Consider the following 15,762-nt stretch of genomic DNA (forward strand, 5'->3'; position numbering starts at 1 on the left):
CGGCAGGCGGCTTTCGGCAATCCTTTTGGGATCAGTTTCGTTCCGTTGCGAACGCGGGCTCTTCATCCTGCGGCGATAGCTGACTCGATCGCTGCAACAAGCCGCTGACGACTTGCCATGCGATCGACAACGCGCCAACGATGAAGACGACATCGCCAAACGTGCGCACCCAGCGCAGCGTCTCGAGGACGGGTTGTTGCAGAAAGGCTTCGCTGCGCGCATACCACAGGCCCTGGCTGACGCTGGCATGGAATTGGAACAGTCCGATAGGTAAGAGACTGGTGGCGATCATCAGCACCAGCCCTGCATTGAGCCACCAGAAGCCCGTCTTCATCAGCCGCTCGCTGAACACCAATTCCGGACGCACATAGCGCAGCACCAGCAGGGTAAAGCCCAGCGCCAGGAAGCCGTACACGCCGAACAGCGCGGCATGGGCGTGCACCGGCGTGGTGTTGAGCCCTTGCACATAGTAGAGCGAAATCGGCGGATTGATCATGAAGCCGAATACGCCCGCACCCAGCATGTTCCAGAAGGCCACGGCGATGAAACACATCAGCGGCCATTTCAGATGCGTCATCCACGTCGCGCGATCCTTGAGACGCCAGTTTTCCCAGGCTTCATGGCCGAGCACCACCAGCGGAACCACTTCGAGCGCGCTGAAACTCGCGCCCACGGCCATGATCGGCGTGGTCGTGCCGGAGAAATAGAGGTGATGAAACGTGCCGGGCACGCCGCCGAGCATGAACAGCGAGGCCGAGGCCAGGCTGGCGGTCGTCGCCATGCGCACGGAAACGAGGCCAAGCGTGGAGAAGACGAAGGCCAGCGCCGTGGTGGCGAACACTTCGAAGAAACCTTCGACCCAAAGATGCACTACCCACCAGCGCCAGTACTCCATCACCGACAGGTGCGTCCGCTCGCCGTAGAAAAACCCGGCGCTGTAAAAGAGGCCGATGGCCACGACCGAGGCGGTGAACAGGACCAGCAGGTTTTTGTCGCCCGCCCGTTTGAATGCCGGCACGATGCCGCGCAGCATCAGCACCAGCCAGAAGGCGACGCCGGCAAACTTGCCGATCTGCCACAGCCGGCCGAGATCCACGTACTCGAACCCTTGATGGCCGAGCCAGAAGTTGAGCTCTTTCGGCATGATTTGCGCGATCGCCAGGTAGTTGCCGATGAAAGAACCGAGCACTACAACCACCAGCGCCCAGAACAGGATGTCCACGCCTATCTTCTGATAGGCCGGGTCCTTTCCGCCGTTGATGAGCGGCGCGAGAAACAGGCCGGCTGCCAAGAAGCCCGTGGCGATCCAGAACAAGGCGCTCTGGATATGCCAGGTGCGCGCCAATGAATAAGGCAGCCATCTCGAAATATCGAGTCCGTAGAACTCTTGCCCTTCCACCGTGTAATGCGCGGTGAGGCCGCCCAAGAGGACCTGGAAGGAGAACAGCGCGACCACCAGGAACAGATATTTCCCCACGGCCCGTTGCGAGGGCGTGAGCGCGATCAGGGACAGGGGATCGCGCGCCGGGGCTTTCGGGTCGCTTCCATCGTGCTTCCGCAGGAACGCCCAGCCCCAGATCAGGAAGCCGACGCCGGCGATCATGAAGGCAACGCTGGCGATCGACCACACGATGTTCTCGCCGGTGGGCCGGTTGCCGATCAGCGGTTCGTGCGGCCAGTTGTTGGTATAGGTGGCGCTGGAACCGGGGCGCTCGGTCGCGGCGGCCCAGGCGGTCCAGAAGAAAAAGGCCGAGAGGTCGCCACGCCGTTCGGCGCTCGGCAGCGTGGCCTCTTTCATGGCGTAGCTTTCGCGGGTGCTCCGTAGCTCGGGCGCATCGCCGAACAGCCGGTCGTAATAAGCGGCAGTCCGTGCGATCGCTTCGGCTCGCTGCACCGAGACCGTCGCGGTGCCGGTCGCTTCATCGAAGGTATTGTGCCGATATTCATGCTTCAGGCGCGCCGTCAGTATCGCCTGGCGTTCCCCGTCGAGAGCGTCGAAGCTCATGCCGTATTCTGCTCGTGCGGCCAGTTCCAGCCAATTCGACAGCTCCCGGTGCAGCCAGTCGGCGGTCCAGTCCGGCGCCTGATAAGCGCCATGCCCCCAGATCGAGCCCAGCTGCATACCGCCTACGGACTGCCAGGCGGTCTGTCCGTCGAGAATGCGCTCCTGTGTGTAAAGCGTTCGACCTTCGTCCGTGATGATGCGCTGAGGAACCGGCGGCGCGCTGCGATAGATCTCGGCGCCGTAATATCCGAGCAAGGTGAAGGTCACGGCCAGTACGCCGATCAGCGTAAACCAGAGTTTGCGGTAATTACCCATGAGAGGCCTCCGTTTTTTGTATGGGTGTCGCGGTTTGGAAGAGGACCTTGTCCTCCAGATAGACGTGCTCCATCAGGTCCACGCATAGCGCCGCCAGCCCCAGATACAGCGCACGCCAAGTGTTGCAGGCGGCGGGAGGGAGAGTGAGGCCGCCGGTGAGTTCGTTGAGGCGCTCGAGCGCTTCGCCGTGATGGCGATCTTCCATGCGCATGACCAGAATCAGCGTGCGCGCGGAGGTTCCTTCGCCCCGAGCCATGAGCGGGAACAGCACCTGCTCCTCCGTTTGCATGTGATTTTCAAGTTCCTGCCGCAGGCTATCGAGGGAGTCCGCCAGCCCGCGCGGGCTGGCGTGATGCTCGCCGTGTACCTGTTCGACCTTGCGCGCCAGGCGGATCAGTTCCGGCAGTTGCTGGCGGTGCCGTTGGTGAAAGCGTTCCAGAATATGCACGATGAGTTCCGACGGGGGCGCATCCTCCCATGTGCCGGCCCTCGAAGTCCGCTGGCTCGCGTTCCTCTCGAACTCGTCATCGACCTCCTGTGCCCGCCGCCCTTTGGCCCGGGCCGCTTCGCGGAGACTCTGTCCGTCGGGGCGACGGAATTTCGGTGCGTATTGTTGAAAGATCCGCGTAGCTCCGGCGAGACTGCCCGGAGGTTGGTCGAGTGTGTTCATGATCGGCTCCACTAAGAATCTCGATATTCCCTTAGCAAGCTGCAGGCCACATGAAGTTTGCAATAGACTCATATACTTAGATAAGAAACGGTAATTTTTACCGCGATGTGATATGGTTCTTCTTACCATATACGGTAGAAACAACCATGATTGAAACCATGCTGATCGCCGACCTGGCGGCCGACTTGCCGCAGGCCGTGCGCTTGCAAAGACTGGTAACCGCCTTGCGGGCTCAGTTTCGCTGCGGGGCGGTGGCGTTATTGCGTTTGGAGGAGGCTCATTTGCGTCCGGTCGCCGTCGACGGCCTGGTGCGCGATGCCTTGGGCAGGCGTTTTGCGATGAGCGAGCATCCACGCCTTGCCGCCATTCTTTCGCGCCGCGATCTCACGTGCTTCGATCACGACAGCACGCTGCCCGACCCTTACGACGGGCTGATCGAGACGCATGTCGGCGAGCCTCTGCCGGTGCATGACTGCATGGGCATCAGTCTGTTCGTGGAAGATCAGCCGTGGGGCGCGGTCACGCTGGATGCCCTGCAGGTCGGGGTGTTCGACGACATGGCGCGGGATTGCCTGCGCCAATATAAGGCATTGATCGAAGCCTCCATACGGGTGACCCGGTTGGAAGCCGAAATCCGTAAGTTGCGGCTTGCTCAGGAAAAGGGATCGCTCGCCGCATCGCCGTTGGAGGACGACGGCGAGATCGTCGGTCAGAGCCAGGCCATCACGCAATTGCTGCGGGAACTCGATGTGGTGGCCGATTCCGAACTCCCGGTGCTGTTGTTGGGCGAGACCGGCGTGGGCAAGGAATTGTTCGCGCGTAGGCTGCACCGCCTGTCGCGCCGCCTTGCCGGACCTCTGGTTCACGTCAACTGTGCGGCCTTGCCCGAATCGCTGGCCGAGAGCGAGCTGTTCGGCCATGCCAAGGGTGCGTTCTCGGGGGCGGCGGTCGAACGGCCGGGCCGCTTCGAGGCCGCCGAGAACGGCACGCTGTTTCTCGACGAGGTCGGCGAATTGCCGCTCGCGGTTCAGGCCAAGCTCTTGCGCACCCTGCAGAACGGCGAGGTTCAGCGCCTCGGCGAGGACCAGCCTCGGCACGTGAACGTCCGGGTGATCGCCGCGACCAATCGCAAGCTGCGCGACCAAGTACGTGACGGGGCTTTCAGGGCGGACCTTTATCACCGTCTCTCGGTTTATCCGGTGCACATACCGCCCCTGCGCGAGCGCGACAACGACGTGCTGCTATTGGCGGGCCGCTTTCTCGAACTCAATCGCGCACGGCTGGGCTTGCGCAGCCTGCGGCTCGCTCCGGAAGCGGAAACTGCTCTCAGGCAATATCGCTGGCCGGGCAATGTGCGCGAACTGGAGCATGCGATCAGCCGTGCCGCCTTGAAGATCATGAGTCGTGGCGTCGATCGAAACGATATCGTCACCCTGCCCGTCGATTTGCTCGATCTCGACCTCGATCAGTTCGAACCTGGTCCCAATGTGGACTCCACGGCTTCGGTTCACGAACCGGCGGTGGTTTTCACGCTGCGTACGGCGGTTGAGGAAAGCCAACGCCGCTGCATACAGCACGCGCTTCGCTTGTGCGGCGGAAACTGGGCCAAGGCCGCGCGCCAGCTGGACGTGGACCCGAGCAATCTGCACAAGCTCGCGAGGCGGCTAGGTTTAAAGCCGGACGACGTACGAACGGGGCTAAGAGAAAAATGAGAACGTCGCGAGCAGAATGGCGCCGGCGATCACCCAATACCTCGGGCGAACCTTGTCGGCCCACTGCCGCGCGGTGACGAGTTCTTTCAGCCACCACGCCTTGGCAGCCGCGACAATCCCGCCGAGGATCGCCGTGATCTTTCTGACGATGAAGGGCGATAGACCCAGAAAAACCACCAGGCCAAACCAGGCGGTGACCATTTGCGCGCTTCGGGTAGATAGCCCGAAGTGTGTTTCCAGCAGGTGTTCGGACGCGAGCTCCACGACCTCCACGAAAAGATGAAGTCCTTCCAATAGGAAGGCAAAAACAGCATCGCCCTGAAACGCGATGACCAACAGAACCAGGGTGATCAGACTTCTGATCTGAATTTCTTTTCCCATGCTTACCTCGGGTGGATCGAGATGCTTCCGTCAGCATTCCCGGCGCGCATCTCCGAGCGACGATGGCTCGCGGAGATTGCCAAACGGTTGACGGTTTTATTGGGGGATAGCATTAGAGGAGTCCGTGATAGCCATACATCACTCGATTGCAGGTTGCCGTCCCGATTCGGCGCGGCTCGGCCGAGCCGTTCCGGAGACGGTTGCTCCGTAGCGGAGAGCCTGGGCGCGGCACGGTTCGCCTCTAACGAATCATTTTTCGGTACCAGATCGGCCATGGTGATTGCCTCTGCTTGTTGCGTTGCTCAACAGGACAGCGTCGGCGCTTGGTTCTCGTTTCTGCCGGCGCGCTCTCAGTCGGCGATCGATTGGGGGCGCGTGATGTCGGCGTTGTTCGTATATCCCCCGCCCAGGGCTTCGATCAGATCGGTCATGGCCACGAGTTGGTTGGTCTCCAGGCTCTTCAGCACATATTCCTGATTCAGAACCGCGTGCCGGCTCTGGAGTACCGTGCGGCGGTCGTCCAGTCCGGCTTGGAGGCGCGTCTGCGCGAGGTCGAGATCTTCCCGCTGTGAAACCAGGAGACGCAGGTGCGCCTCCAATATGTTGCGCGTCTCGCGCCAGCTGCTCAGGCTGTCTGCGACCTCTTGTATCGCCTGCACCAAGGTGTCGTTGTAGAGCTCGACCGCTCCGTCGTACTCTGCCCGCTGCGCCGACAGCTCGCCACGCAGGCGTCCGCCCTCGAACCAGGGCAGCCTGAGCCCCGGCGCGATCCCGTAAGCGAAACTCGAACCCGAGAACAGAACGTTGGCCAGGGAGCTCGCCCCTTTGGTGGTGAGCCTCAGGGCATTCACGCCGACGAAAGCGGTGAGATCGACCGTGGGCAGAAAGCGCGCCTTGGCCTCTTTGATCCTGTGCGCCGCCGCCTCGGTCCGATGGAGGGCGGCAGCCAGGTCCGGCCGATGCGCGAGCAGGCCTATGGGAAGCCGGGTGGGCAGCGGAATTCTTTCCGGGATGGTCACCGGATTGGCGAACAGTTGGCGGGTTTCGTCCGGGCTGGTACCCATCAGCCGGGCCAGTAGATTCCGCTGCACGTCCAATTGATCCTCGGTACCGGCTTCTCGTTTTTGGGCCGTTTCCAGGGCGATGTTCGCCCGCTTCACCGAGCTGGCAGACGTGAGGCCGCTTTCGAAGCGGGTATCGGCGAGCTCGAGCAGCTCATGACGCAGCTCCACCATTTCCCGGGCCAGATCGAGCTGCCGCTTGAGCGCCGCTCCGCGGAAGTAGGCTCGGGCGATGGCGGTCGTCAACTGCAGACGGACTTCCGCCTGTTCGGCCGCGGTCGCTTCCGCCTCGCCCAGCGCCGCTTCCAGCGCCGCTCGATTCTTTCCCCAGAAATCGAATTCGTAGCGGAGACTTACGGGGTTGATGCTGGCGAAAATGACGTTCGCGCCTGCCGCCTCTTCGCGATTGAGCGCGGCGAATACGCCGTTCTCCGAAATCCGTTCGTTGGCGAACTCCACGTCCGCGTCCAGGAAAGGCAAAAGTCTCGCGCCTTCCACTCGGGCCATGGCCTGCGCCTGGCGCAGCCTCGCCGCCGCTGCCTTGAGGCCGGGATTGTCCTTGAGTGCCACCGCCATGAGACGATTCAGTTCGGGACTATCGAACTGCCGCCACCATCGGTCTTCGGGCCATGCTCTCCTCGGCGTCAGGGGCTCCTTCTCGCGGGCTTCGGATAATCCATGCGCCATGTCGGGGGCGGGCATGAACTCCGCGCGCTTTCCGCCGGGCGGAATCCAGGCACACCCTGCGGCAAGGAGTACGCATCCGACGGCGAGCCCGGCCCAAAGGCTTCGACCTCTAGCAAACGCGGGAGTGGACAAGTTGAAGCGCCAGCTATGCAGGCGCCCTGAGAAAATCACTAGCATCCACTGTCCTCGCAGTAAACTTTTATCGGCGCCCCGGTTTGCCGAAATTGCTCGCGGCACCGGGCCTGTTCATTGGTCACCTGAAGCTGGCGTTTGCGCAGGGTCGTTCGACACGCATTCGGAAAAGTCGGCGATGACCGATTGGACGAGACCGGCCGTGAGTACCTGACGGATTCACACGGGTTGCTGCCGATGGTGAAGCATTCCGGATGACGGGGGGCTTCTCGGGAACGCCAGGCATTAGGCTGCAGGCGGCGAACCCTAGGCACCGTTTCGGCCGGTCCTGTCGGCTAGACAGTGGCAGGATCAGTGCCAATTTGTAACTAACTGAACTAAATGAGAAACTTTCAAACGCAATTCTGAGCAAAATTGTCAGATACAGTCATTTTGACTACATGCACTCGTCAGTCATCAGATAAGTTACTGAGCTACAAACAAATCGTACGAGAAAGACTGACCGACTCATCGTTGTCATTTCGCCACACAAAATGATTTGATTAAGAACGATGTCATTTTTACTCGATACGTTTGGCGATTCGCAGAACGCTCTGCTCGACACTGTCCTGGATTTGACCGCGTGCCTGCCGTCGAGAGAGAGATATACCCGGCTCCTCGCCGCGTTGAGCCGGGTGGTTGGGAACGATGCCTGTGCCTTGTTGCGCTGTCAGGGCGATGTCCTGGTGCCTACCGCCTCCCAAGGACTTAACGCCGAAGTCATGGGCCGGCAGTTCCGGCCCGAAGAGCAGCCACGCCTGGCCGCTGCTCTCGCTTCCCGGAAGCCGGTCCGCTTTCCGGCCGACGATTCGCGGCCGGACCCTTACGACGGGCTGCTGCTCAATGATTCCGGAGGGCGATTGCAGGTCCACTCCTGCGTTGGGTGCGCCCTGTATTCCGAAGATGACTTATTCGGTGTATTAACGGTCGACTCCCTGGCGCCCGGCGCCTTCGACGGGATCGAAGACCGGGTATTCGAGATTTTCGCCTCGATAGCCGCCGTGGCGATGCGCTACGAAACCTTCATCAACGCGCTGGAAGCCTTGGCGAATCATCGCGGGCTGGTCAGCCGGGAACTGGTGCGGGAAGCCTTGCTGCGCGGTGGTCGAATGCTGGGCGAAAGCCCGGTCATGCGGGACCTGAACCGAGAGATCGATATCGTCGCACGGTCCGATCTGACGGTTCTTCTGACGGGGGAAACCGGTGTCGGCAAGGAGGTGGTGGCCCGCACTCTCCACGCGCGTTCGCGGCGCGCCGACCAGCCTCTGGTCCATGTCAATTGTGCGGCGCTTCCGGAGACTCTGGCGGAAAGCGAACTGTTCGGACACGTGCGCGGTGCTTTTAGCGGCGCGAACGCCGACCGGTCCGGCAAATTCGAACTCGCGGACGGCGGTACCTTGTTCCTGGATGAAATCGGTGAACTGCCGCTCTCGATTCAGGCGAAGCTGCTACGGGTATTGCAGTTCGGAGAGATTCAGCGCCTGGGATCGGACAAGAATCATCGGGCCGATGTCCGCATCATCGCGGCGACCAATCGTCATTTGGCGGAGGAAGTGAAAGCCGGCCGATTCCGAGCCGATCTTTACCATCGGCTGAGCATCTATCCCTTGCATGTACCTCCGCTCCGGGAGCGGATCGAGGACATACCGTTGCTGGCGGGGCATTTTCTGGATCAGGCACGGGTGCGCCTGGGCCTTGATCGGGTGCAGTTGGCGTCTTCGGCCGTCGAGGCCCTGACACGCTATAGCTGGCCGGGAAACATACGGGAACTCGAGCATGTGATCCTCCGGGCAGCGTTGCGCGCTTCCAGCCGGGGGAGTTCGGTGATGCTCCAGGTCGAAGATCTCGCGATTGGGGGCATGTCGGCGCCAAAGCGAGTGCCAGAGGTCGAGTCGGCCAGCGGCACGTCGCGGTCTCTGGCGGAAGCAGTAGCGGACCTTCAGCGGCAGGAGATACGCGCCGCTTTGGACCGCTCCTCTCAAAACTGGTCGGAAGCTGCGCGGCGGCTGGGACTCGACCGCAGCAATCTGTACCGCCTGGCGAGGCGACTGGGAATCAAGTAGGCCAGCCGTGCAATCGGGTGCGTAGCGGCTTCACCCAAACGGTGAGATCGGTAGCAGGTAGGACGGTCACAATTCATACGGCTTTTCTATTCCTTCTAAGCGGTCAACTGCCGTTTCTAGGACGATGTGCTCGCGCGACCGCATCAGCCTAAATCGCCCCAAATCGCTTGTATCGCCGACAGTGCGGCGAGTACGGCGGTTTCGGTCCGGAGGATTCGGGGTCCCAGCCTAACCGGGATGAACCCCGCTTCCCGGGCCAGCGTGCGCTCCTTCTCCGCGAAGCCTCCCTCGGGTCCCGAAAGGATACTTACTAAGCCTCCCGGCGGCGGAAGATTCTTCAGTCCGACCGCGCCTTGCGGGTCGAAAAATAGCCGCAAGCCTTCGCGTCCTACCACCCAATCCTTAAGCTCGATCGGTTCCTCGACCTCGGGTACGCGGTTCCGGCCGCATTGCTCGCAGGCGCTGCGCGTCACTCTCTGCCAGTGCTGGCGCCGGTTTCCGCGTCGCGTATCGTCGAGGCGAACCACGCAATGTTCGGTGAACAAGGGCGTAATTTGGCTCACTCCGAGCTCCACCGCTTTCTGGATGGCGAGATCCATGCGTTCGCCGCGCGAGATGCCGAGGCCGAGGTGAGTGGTGAGCGGCGATTCGACTTCGCGGTTTCGCCCGTCGCCGATTTCCACGTGAACCTCATCGCGTCCTATAGCCGAAACCCGAGCCGAATATTCGCGCCCGTCGCCGTTGAACACGGTCAGGTCGGCCCCTTTTTTGAGCCGAAGCACGGTGCGGAGATAGTGGGCGCTTTCCTCGTCCAGCCGAAGGACCGCGCCTTCTTCGAGCGTTTTCTGAAGATAAAGCCTGGAAACACGCATAGCTAATCTTTCGTTGCGATATCGATGGCTTCGCCCGCGACATCCGCCATGAAACGGATTTGGTCGGGGGTGATGACGTATGGCGGCATGAAATAGATGACGTTGCCCAGAGGACGCAACAACACGCCCCTCGTCAGCCCGTGACGATACACGCGAAGCCCGCGCCGTTCCTGCCAGGGGTAAGGTTCGCGATCGGCCTTGTTCCTGACCAGTTCGATGGCCAGAATCATCCCGGTCTGGCGGACTTCGGCGACGTGCGGATGATCCTCGAACGCCGCGGATTCGGCCATGGCCTGTGCCAGCCGTTTGTTGGCCACCAAAGTGTTTTCCCGCTCGAACAGATCCAGCGTCGCCAGCGCTGCTCGGCAAGCGAGAGCGTTTCCGGTATAGCTGTGCGAATGCAGGAATGCCTTGAGCCTGGCATATTCATCGTAAAAGGCGGCGTAGACCGCCTCGGTGGTCAGCACGCAGGACAGCGGCAGGTACCCGCCCGTCAGCCCTTTAGACAGACACATGAAATCCGGCCGGATATCCGCCTGCTCGCAGGCGAAGAAAGTGCCGGTACGTCCGAAGCCGACGGCGATCTCGTCGGCGATCAGGTGCACGCCGTGGCGGTCGCAGGACTCCCGCAAGAGCTTCAGATAAACGGGGTCGTACATGCGCATGCCGCCCGCGCATTGAACCAGGGGCTCGACGATGACCGCGCAGGCCTCCGCCGCGTGAGCCGCGAGTGTCCGTTCCATCTCGGCGAATTTCCGCCGGGAATAATCCGCCCAGGTTTCTCCCGGCTCCCGATGATAGCAGTCGGGACTCTCGACGGTGATGGGTTTCAGCAAGAGCGGCTCGTAGGTCTCCTTATAGAGCGCCACGTCGCCGACGGCCAAGGCGCCCAAGGTTTCGCCGTGATAGCTGTTGCTCAAGGCGATGAAGCGGGTCTTCTCCGGTTTTCCGGCGTTTCGCCAGAAATGGAAGCTCATTTTGAGCGCCACCTCGACCGCGGACGAGCCGTTGTCGGCATAGAAACAGCGGGATAGTCCTTTCGGCGCAAGGCCGATCAGCCGTTCGGCCAGCCGGACCGCCGGTTCGTGCGTGAATCCGGCCAAGATTACGTGTTCCAGCGTTTCGAGCTGATCCTTGAGCGCGGCCTTGATGTAAGGGTGGCCGTGGCCGAACAGATTCACCCACCAGGAGCTGATGGCGTCGAGATAACGGTTGCCTGCGAAGTCTTCCAGCCACACCCCCTGCCCGCGCTTGATCGGTATCGGCGGCAGGGCTTCGTGGTCCTTCATCTGAGTGCAGGGGTGCCAGAGGACGGCGAGGTCGCGGCTGGACCAGTCGTGGTTGTTCATGGTCGAATACAGGAATCAAGTGAAAATGGCGTTGATCGCATAGGAGATACAGTCGTGAGCCGGCCTCATACTCTGATGACTCCGAATCCTTACGAACGCTTGCTCGCGCTGCCGGAAAACCTGGTGGGCGAAGTGCTCGACGGCGAGCTGTATACCCAGCCCCGCCCCGCCGGGCGCCACGCCGCGGCGGAGTCCGGTCTGCAGAGCAAAATCGGTGGGCCATTCCGCTACGGCGACCCCGGCGGGTGGTGGATCCTGGTGGAACCGGAAGTCCACTTCGTTCGTGACACCGAAGTCGCCGTGCCCGATCTCGCCGGCTGGCGGCGGGAACGGATGCCGACGCTGCCCGAAGACCACCGTTTCGAAGTGGTACCGGACTGGGTGTGCGAAATTCTTTCGCCCTCGACCGAGCAGAAGGACCGTGCCCGAAAGCTGCCATTGTACGCCCGTTACGGGGTTTCCTACGCCTGGCTGGTCGACCCTCTGGTACATACCCTGGAAGCCTTCGCGTTGCGCGAGGAAGGCTGGTTGCTCATCGCGACGCTCAAGGACGACGATCCGGTCAAGGTTCCGCCCTTCGACGCTATCACCTTCTCGCTGGCGGATTTGTGGGCGTGAGGCTCAATCCGCCGCAATCCCCATATTCCTCCAAATCCCCAACACCGCCTCGGCACGATTCAGCGTGTAGAAATGCAGTCCTGGCGCGCCCTGCTCCAACAGCCGTCGGCACAGGTCGGTCACCACTTCCAGCCCGAAGGCGCGGATCGATTTGCGGTCATCGCCGAACACCTCGAGCCGTTTCCGTATCCAACGCGGGATATCCGCTCCGCAGGCGTCGGAAAACCGGGCCAGTTGCGTGTAATTGGAGATCGGCATGATGCCGGGCACGATGGGAATGTCGATGCCCATTTTTTCGCAGTCGTCGACGAAGCGGAAATAGGCTTCGGGATTGTAAAAATACTGGGTAATGGCGCTGTCGGCGCCGGCCTCGACCTTGCGCTTGAAGTTGCGCAAATCGGCCTCCATGCTGGCCGCCTGGGGATGCATTTCCGGGTAGGCCGCCACTTCGATGTGGAAGTGATCGCCTGTTTCCCGACGGATGAATTCCACCAGTTCGTTGGCGTAACGGAATTCTCCCGGTGACAGCATGCCGGAGGGCATGTCCCCGCGCAGCGCGACGATATGCCGGATGCCCTGATTTTTATAGGCTTCCAGAACCTCCCGCACGCTAGTCTTGGTGGACGCGATGCACGAGATATGAGGAGCCGCCTCGATGCCGGTATTCCGCTGGATTTCGACCACCGTCTCGAAGGTCTTCTCCCGCGTCGTCCCGCCCGCGCCGAACGTCACAGAACAGAATTTCGGCTTGAGCGCGGCCAGTTTCGCCAGGTTCGTGCGGAAAGCGTCTTCCGCTTCATGATTCTTCGGCGGGAAGAATTCCAGGCTGAAGATTCTCGGATATTTTTTTTGCGATTCCATGGGAGTCATCGTATCTCAGATAGAAGAAATCCTGCACAAGGCAGGATTTCTTCGTGGTCAGAACGGTAAGCGTAGGGCAAACGGTTTTCTACCCTATTTGCTGCCTCGCAGGATCAATACCGGTAATGATCCGGTTTGTACGGACCGTCCACCGGTACGCCGATGTACGCCGCCTGTTCCGGCGTCAACTGCGTGAGCTGTGCGCCGATCTTCTTGAGATGCAGGCGCGCCACGTGCTCGTCCAGATGTTTCGGCAGCACATAAACCTTGTTCTGGTACTTGTTGCCATGGCAGAACAGCTCGATCTGGGCCAAGGTCTGGTTGGTGAACGAGTTCGACATGACGAAGCTCGGATGACCCGTGGCGCAGCCGAGGTTCACCAAGCGCCCTTCGGCCAGCAGGATGATGCGCTTGCCGTCCGGAAAGATGACGTGGTCGACCTGCGGCTTGATGTTTTCCCAGGTGTACTTCCTGAGACTCGCGACCTCGATTTCCGAGTCGAAATGGCCGATGTTGCAGACGATGGCGTTGTTCTTCATCTTTGCCATGTGATCATGGCTGATGACGCCAACGTTGCCGGTGGCGGTGACGAAGATGTCGCCCTTGTCGCACGCGTCGTCCATGGTGACCACGCGGTAGCCTTCCATCGCCGCCTGCAAGGCGCAGATCGGATCGATTTCGGTGACCCATACGGTGGCGCCGAGGCCACGGAACGCTTGGGCGCAGCCCTTGCCCACGTCGCCGTAGCCGAGGACCACGCAGATCTTGCCCGCAATCATCACGTCGGTGGCGCGCTTGATGCCGTCCACCAGCGATTCGCGGCAGCCGTACAAATTGTCGAACTTGGACTTGGTCACCGAATCATTGACGTTGATCGCCGGGAACGGCAAGCGGCCTTCCTGCTCCATCAGGTACAGGCGGTGTACGCCGGTGGTGGTTTCCTCGGTCACGCCCTTGATGTTGGCGAGCACTTTCGAATACCAGCCCGGCTGGGAAGCCAGACGCTTCTTGATGGCGGCGAACAGTACCTCTTCCTCTTCGCACGTCGGCTTGTCCAGGAGCGAGGGGTTCTTTTCGGCGCGAGAACCCAGCGTGATCAGCAGGGTCGCGTCACCGCCGTCGTCGAGAATCATGTTCGGCGTGCCGCCGTCGTGCCACTCGAAGATGCGGTGAGTGAATTCCCAGTATTCTTCCAGGGATTCGCCCTTGTAGGCGAACACCGGGATGCCGGCGGCGGCGATGCCCGCAGCGGCGTGGTCCTGGGTGGAGAAGATATTGCAGGACGCCCAGCGCACTTCCGCGCCCAGAGCCACCAGGGTCTCGATCAATACGGCGGTCTGAATGGTCATGTGCAGACTGCCGGCGACGCGGGCGCCCTTGAGCGGTTGCAGTGCGCGATACTCCTCGCGCACCGCCATCAGGCCCGGCATTTCGGTTTCGGCGATGGCGATTTCCTTGCGGCCCCAGTCGGCCAGGGAAATATCGGCGACGCGATAGTCGTTGGATGAATCAGGATTTGCGACAGCGTTCATGTTTCATGCTCCTCATTGCGTGAATTTCTCCACCGGCCACAAACACTGGTCAGGTGTCCCGACCAGCGGAGATGAACCGAGCGCCGTTGACATAACAGTTGCGCCGACCGAGCCTGGCGGATGTCCCGTCGCAGCGCTCCTCAGCCCGCACAACACCGCCTCACCCGGCGGCCGGGTAAAACATTACAGAGCGGATAAGCCGGCCGCTTCGCGCAGTGCCTCGGCCTTGTCGGTCTTCTCCCAGGTAAACGTGTCCTCGGTGCGGCCGAAATGTCCGTAAGCGGCCGTGGGGCGATAAATCGGCTGCAGAAGATCCAGCATGCGGATCAGCCCCTTCGGCCGCAGATCGAAATACTCGCGCACCAGCTGCACCAGGCGTTCCTCGGCGATGACCCCCGTGCCGAAAGTATTGACGCTGATGGAGGTCGGCTCGGCCACCCCGATGGCATAGGACACCTGAATTTCGCAGCGTTCGGCCAAACCTGCGGCGACGATGTTCTTGGCCACGTAGCGGCCCATGTACGCCGCCGAGCGGTCCACCTTGGACGGGTCCTTGCCGCTGAATGCGCCGCCGCCGTGCCGTGCCATGCCGCCGTAGGAATCGACGATGATCTTGCGGCCGGTCAGTCCGCAGTCGCCGACCGGACCGCCGATGACGAACTTGCCGGTGGGGTTGATGAAGTACTTGGTGTCCTTGTGCAGCCATTCTTTCGGAAGGACGTGGAGGATAATTTCGTCCATCACCGCCTCACGCAGGATTTTCGGATCGATATCCGGTGAGTGTTGGGTGGACAGAACCACGGCATCGATGGCGACCGGCTTGTTGTCCTCGTAGCGGAAGGTCACCTGGCTCTTGGCGTCAGGACGCAGCCAGGGCAGAAATTTCTTTTTTCTCACTTCCGCCTGGCGCTGCACCAGCCGGTGGGCGTAAGTGATGGGAGCCGGCATCAACACATCGGTCTCGTTGGACGCGTAACCGAACATCAGGCCCTGATCGCCGGCTCCTTGTTCGTGGTCGTCGGATTCGTCGACGCCCATGGCGATGTCGGGCGACTGTTTACCGATGGCCGTGAGCACCGCGCAGCTTTCCCAGTCGAACCCGATCGACGGATCGTCGTAGCCGATTTCGCGCACGACCTGGCGTACCAGCGTCTCGGTATCCACCCAGGCCGATGTGGTAACTTCGCCCGCCAAAATCACCATTCCGGTCTTGACCAAGGTTTCGACGGCCACTCTGGCCCTCGGGTCTTGTCTCAGCATTTCGTCCAGAACGGCATCGGAGACTTGATCGGCGATCTTGTCCGGATGGCCTTCGGAAACGGATTCGGAAGTAAAGATAAAGTTGTTGCTCACAGTATGACCTTCCTTAAAAACGGTGATTACGAGCGGGCCTAAAAGCCCGCCATTATAGGGTAATGGGATAGACCGACCAAATTTTTGCGGCAAAAGTCAATGGGCATCCGGC

Annotated in this window: 12 protein-coding genes and 1 riboswitch; of the genes, 3 read left to right on the forward strand and 9 right to left on the reverse strand. The window is 61.2% G+C overall.

Annotation, left to right across the window (positions count from 1 at the left end; genetic code table 11):
• Window positions 1-31: 31 nt before the first annotated feature.
• A complete protein-coding gene (locus ACWJJK_RS00090; RefSeq protein ID WP_454128524.1) occupies window positions 32-2,320 on the reverse strand; it encodes a nitric-oxide reductase large subunit in 2,289 nt (762 codons plus the stop codon).
• On the reverse strand, window positions 2,313-2,990 hold the full coding sequence (locus ACWJJK_RS00095; protein ID WP_454128525.1) for a hemerythrin domain-containing protein: 678 nt from the start codon (window positions 2,988-2,990) through the stop codon (window positions 2,313-2,315). Before ACWJJK_RS00095 ends, ACWJJK_RS00090 begins: the two co-directional genes overlap by 8 nt.
• Before the next feature lie 146 nt (window positions 2,991-3,136).
• Between ACWJJK_RS00095 and norR (ACWJJK_RS00100) the strand changes: the two genes are divergently transcribed.
• Window positions 3,137-4,702 carry a nitric oxide reductase transcriptional regulator NorR gene (gene norR / locus ACWJJK_RS00100; RefSeq protein WP_454128526.1) on the forward strand — a complete coding sequence of 522 codons (1,566 nt, stop codon included), beginning with the start codon at window positions 3,137-3,139 and terminating at the stop codon, window positions 4,700-4,702.
• Here the strand turns inward: norR (ACWJJK_RS00100) and ACWJJK_RS00105 are convergent.
• Both ACWJJK_RS00105 and ACWJJK_RS00110 read right to left on the reverse strand, forming a co-directional pair.
• Window positions 4,688-5,083 (reverse strand): hypothetical protein, encoded by a 396-nt coding sequence (locus ACWJJK_RS00105; protein ID WP_077728196.1) that lies wholly within the window; start codon window positions 5,081-5,083, stop codon window positions 4,688-4,690. The genes norR (ACWJJK_RS00100) and ACWJJK_RS00105 overlap by 15 nt on opposite strands.
• 350 nt (window positions 5,084-5,433) lie before the next feature.
• The gene (locus ACWJJK_RS00110) at window positions 5,434-7,008 is read right to left on the reverse strand and encodes an efflux transporter outer membrane subunit (RefSeq protein WP_156879939.1); all 1,575 of its coding nucleotides are present in this window, start codon (window positions 7,006-7,008) and stop codon (window positions 5,434-5,436) included.
• Between the two features lie 506 nt (window positions 7,009-7,514).
• Here ACWJJK_RS00110 and norR (ACWJJK_RS00115) point away from each other — a divergent pair.
• A complete protein-coding gene (gene norR / locus ACWJJK_RS00115; protein ID WP_077728194.1) occupies window positions 7,515-9,065 on the forward strand; it encodes a nitric oxide reductase transcriptional regulator NorR in 1,551 nt (516 codons plus the stop codon).
• A gap of 143 nt (window positions 9,066-9,208) precedes the next feature.
• Here norR (ACWJJK_RS00115) and ACWJJK_RS00120 read toward each other — a convergent pair whose 3' ends face one another.
• Together ACWJJK_RS00120 and ACWJJK_RS00125 are read right to left on the reverse strand one after the other, a co-directional pair.
• Window positions 9,209-9,937 (reverse strand): 16S rRNA (uracil(1498)-N(3))-methyltransferase, encoded by a 729-nt coding sequence (locus tag ACWJJK_RS00120; RefSeq protein WP_454128527.1) that lies wholly within the window; start codon window positions 9,935-9,937, stop codon window positions 9,209-9,211.
• Window positions 9,938-9,939: 2 nt separating this feature from the next.
• Complete coding sequence (locus ACWJJK_RS00125) at window positions 9,940-11,286, reverse strand: adenosylmethionine--8-amino-7-oxononanoate transaminase (RefSeq protein ID WP_347257683.1); 1,347 nt, start codon at window positions 11,284-11,286, stop codon at window positions 9,940-9,942.
• A gap of 75 nt (window positions 11,287-11,361) precedes the next feature.
• Here ACWJJK_RS00125 and ACWJJK_RS00130 point away from each other — a divergent pair, with 75 nt between their 5' ends.
• A complete protein-coding gene (locus ACWJJK_RS00130; protein WP_077728191.1) occupies window positions 11,362-11,904 on the forward strand; it encodes a Uma2 family endonuclease in 543 nt (180 codons plus the stop codon).
• Window positions 11,905-11,907: 3 nt separating this feature from the next.
• Here the strand turns inward: ACWJJK_RS00130 and metF are convergent, their stop codons facing one another.
• From metF to metK, 3 genes are all read right to left on the reverse strand, one after another.
• The gene (metF, locus tag ACWJJK_RS00135) at window positions 11,908-12,765 is read right to left on the reverse strand and encodes a methylenetetrahydrofolate reductase [NAD(P)H] (protein WP_077728190.1); all 858 of its coding nucleotides are present in this window, start codon (window positions 12,763-12,765) and stop codon (window positions 11,908-11,910) included.
• 113 nt (window positions 12,766-12,878) lie between these two features.
• Window positions 12,879-14,297 carry an adenosylhomocysteinase gene (ahcY, locus tag ACWJJK_RS00140; protein ID WP_077728189.1) on the reverse strand — a complete coding sequence of 473 codons (1,419 nt, stop codon included), beginning with the start codon at window positions 14,295-14,297 and terminating at the stop codon, window positions 12,879-12,881.
• Window positions 14,298-14,368: 71 nt separating this feature from the next.
• Window positions 14,369-14,445, reverse strand: a riboswitch (S-adenosyl-L-homocysteine riboswitch).
• 35 nt (window positions 14,446-14,480) lie between these two features.
• Window positions 14,481-15,650 (reverse strand): methionine adenosyltransferase, encoded by a 1,170-nt coding sequence (gene metK, locus ACWJJK_RS00145; RefSeq protein WP_086134422.1) that lies wholly within the window; start codon window positions 15,648-15,650, stop codon window positions 14,481-14,483.
• Window positions 15,651-15,762: the final 112 nt, after the last annotated feature.

Source organism: Methylocaldum gracile, assembly GCF_053646815.1.

Bases quoted from the DNA above. Each gene is read 5' to 3' on its own strand.
- ahcY (WP_077728189.1), bottom strand. From the start codon at position 14,297: ATGAACGCTGTCGCAAATCCTGATTCATCCAACGACTATCGCGTCGCC.
- norR (WP_077728194.1), top strand. From the start codon at position 7,515: ATGTCATTTTTACTCGATACGTTTGGCGATTCGCAGAACGCTCTGCTC.
- ACWJJK_RS00095 (WP_454128525.1), bottom strand. From the start codon at position 2,990: ATGAACACACTCGACCAACCTCCGGGCAGTCTCGCCGGAGCTACGCGG.
- ACWJJK_RS00120 (WP_454128527.1), bottom strand. From the start codon at position 9,937: ATGCGTGTTTCCAGGCTTTATCTTCAGAAAACGCTCGAAGAAGGCGCG.
- metF (WP_077728190.1), bottom strand. From the start codon at position 12,765: ATGGAATCGCAAAAAAAATATCCGAGAATCTTCAGCCTGGAATTCTTC.
- ACWJJK_RS00090 (WP_454128524.1), bottom strand. From the start codon at position 2,320: ATGGGTAATTACCGCAAACTCTGGTTTACGCTGATCGGCGTACTGGCC.
- norR (WP_454128526.1), top strand. From the start codon at position 3,137: ATGATTGAAACCATGCTGATCGCCGACCTGGCGGCCGACTTGCCGCAG.
- ACWJJK_RS00110 (WP_156879939.1), bottom strand. From the start codon at position 7,008: ATGCTAGTGATTTTCTCAGGGCGCCTGCATAGCTGGCGCTTCAACTTG.
- ACWJJK_RS00125 (WP_347257683.1), bottom strand. From the start codon at position 11,286: ATGAACAACCACGACTGGTCCAGCCGCGACCTCGCCGTCCTCTGGCAC.
- ACWJJK_RS00105 (WP_077728196.1), bottom strand. From the start codon at position 5,083: ATGGGAAAAGAAATTCAGATCAGAAGTCTGATCACCCTGGTTCTGTTG.
- ACWJJK_RS00130 (WP_077728191.1), top strand. From the start codon at position 11,362: ATGACTCCGAATCCTTACGAACGCTTGCTCGCGCTGCCGGAAAACCTG.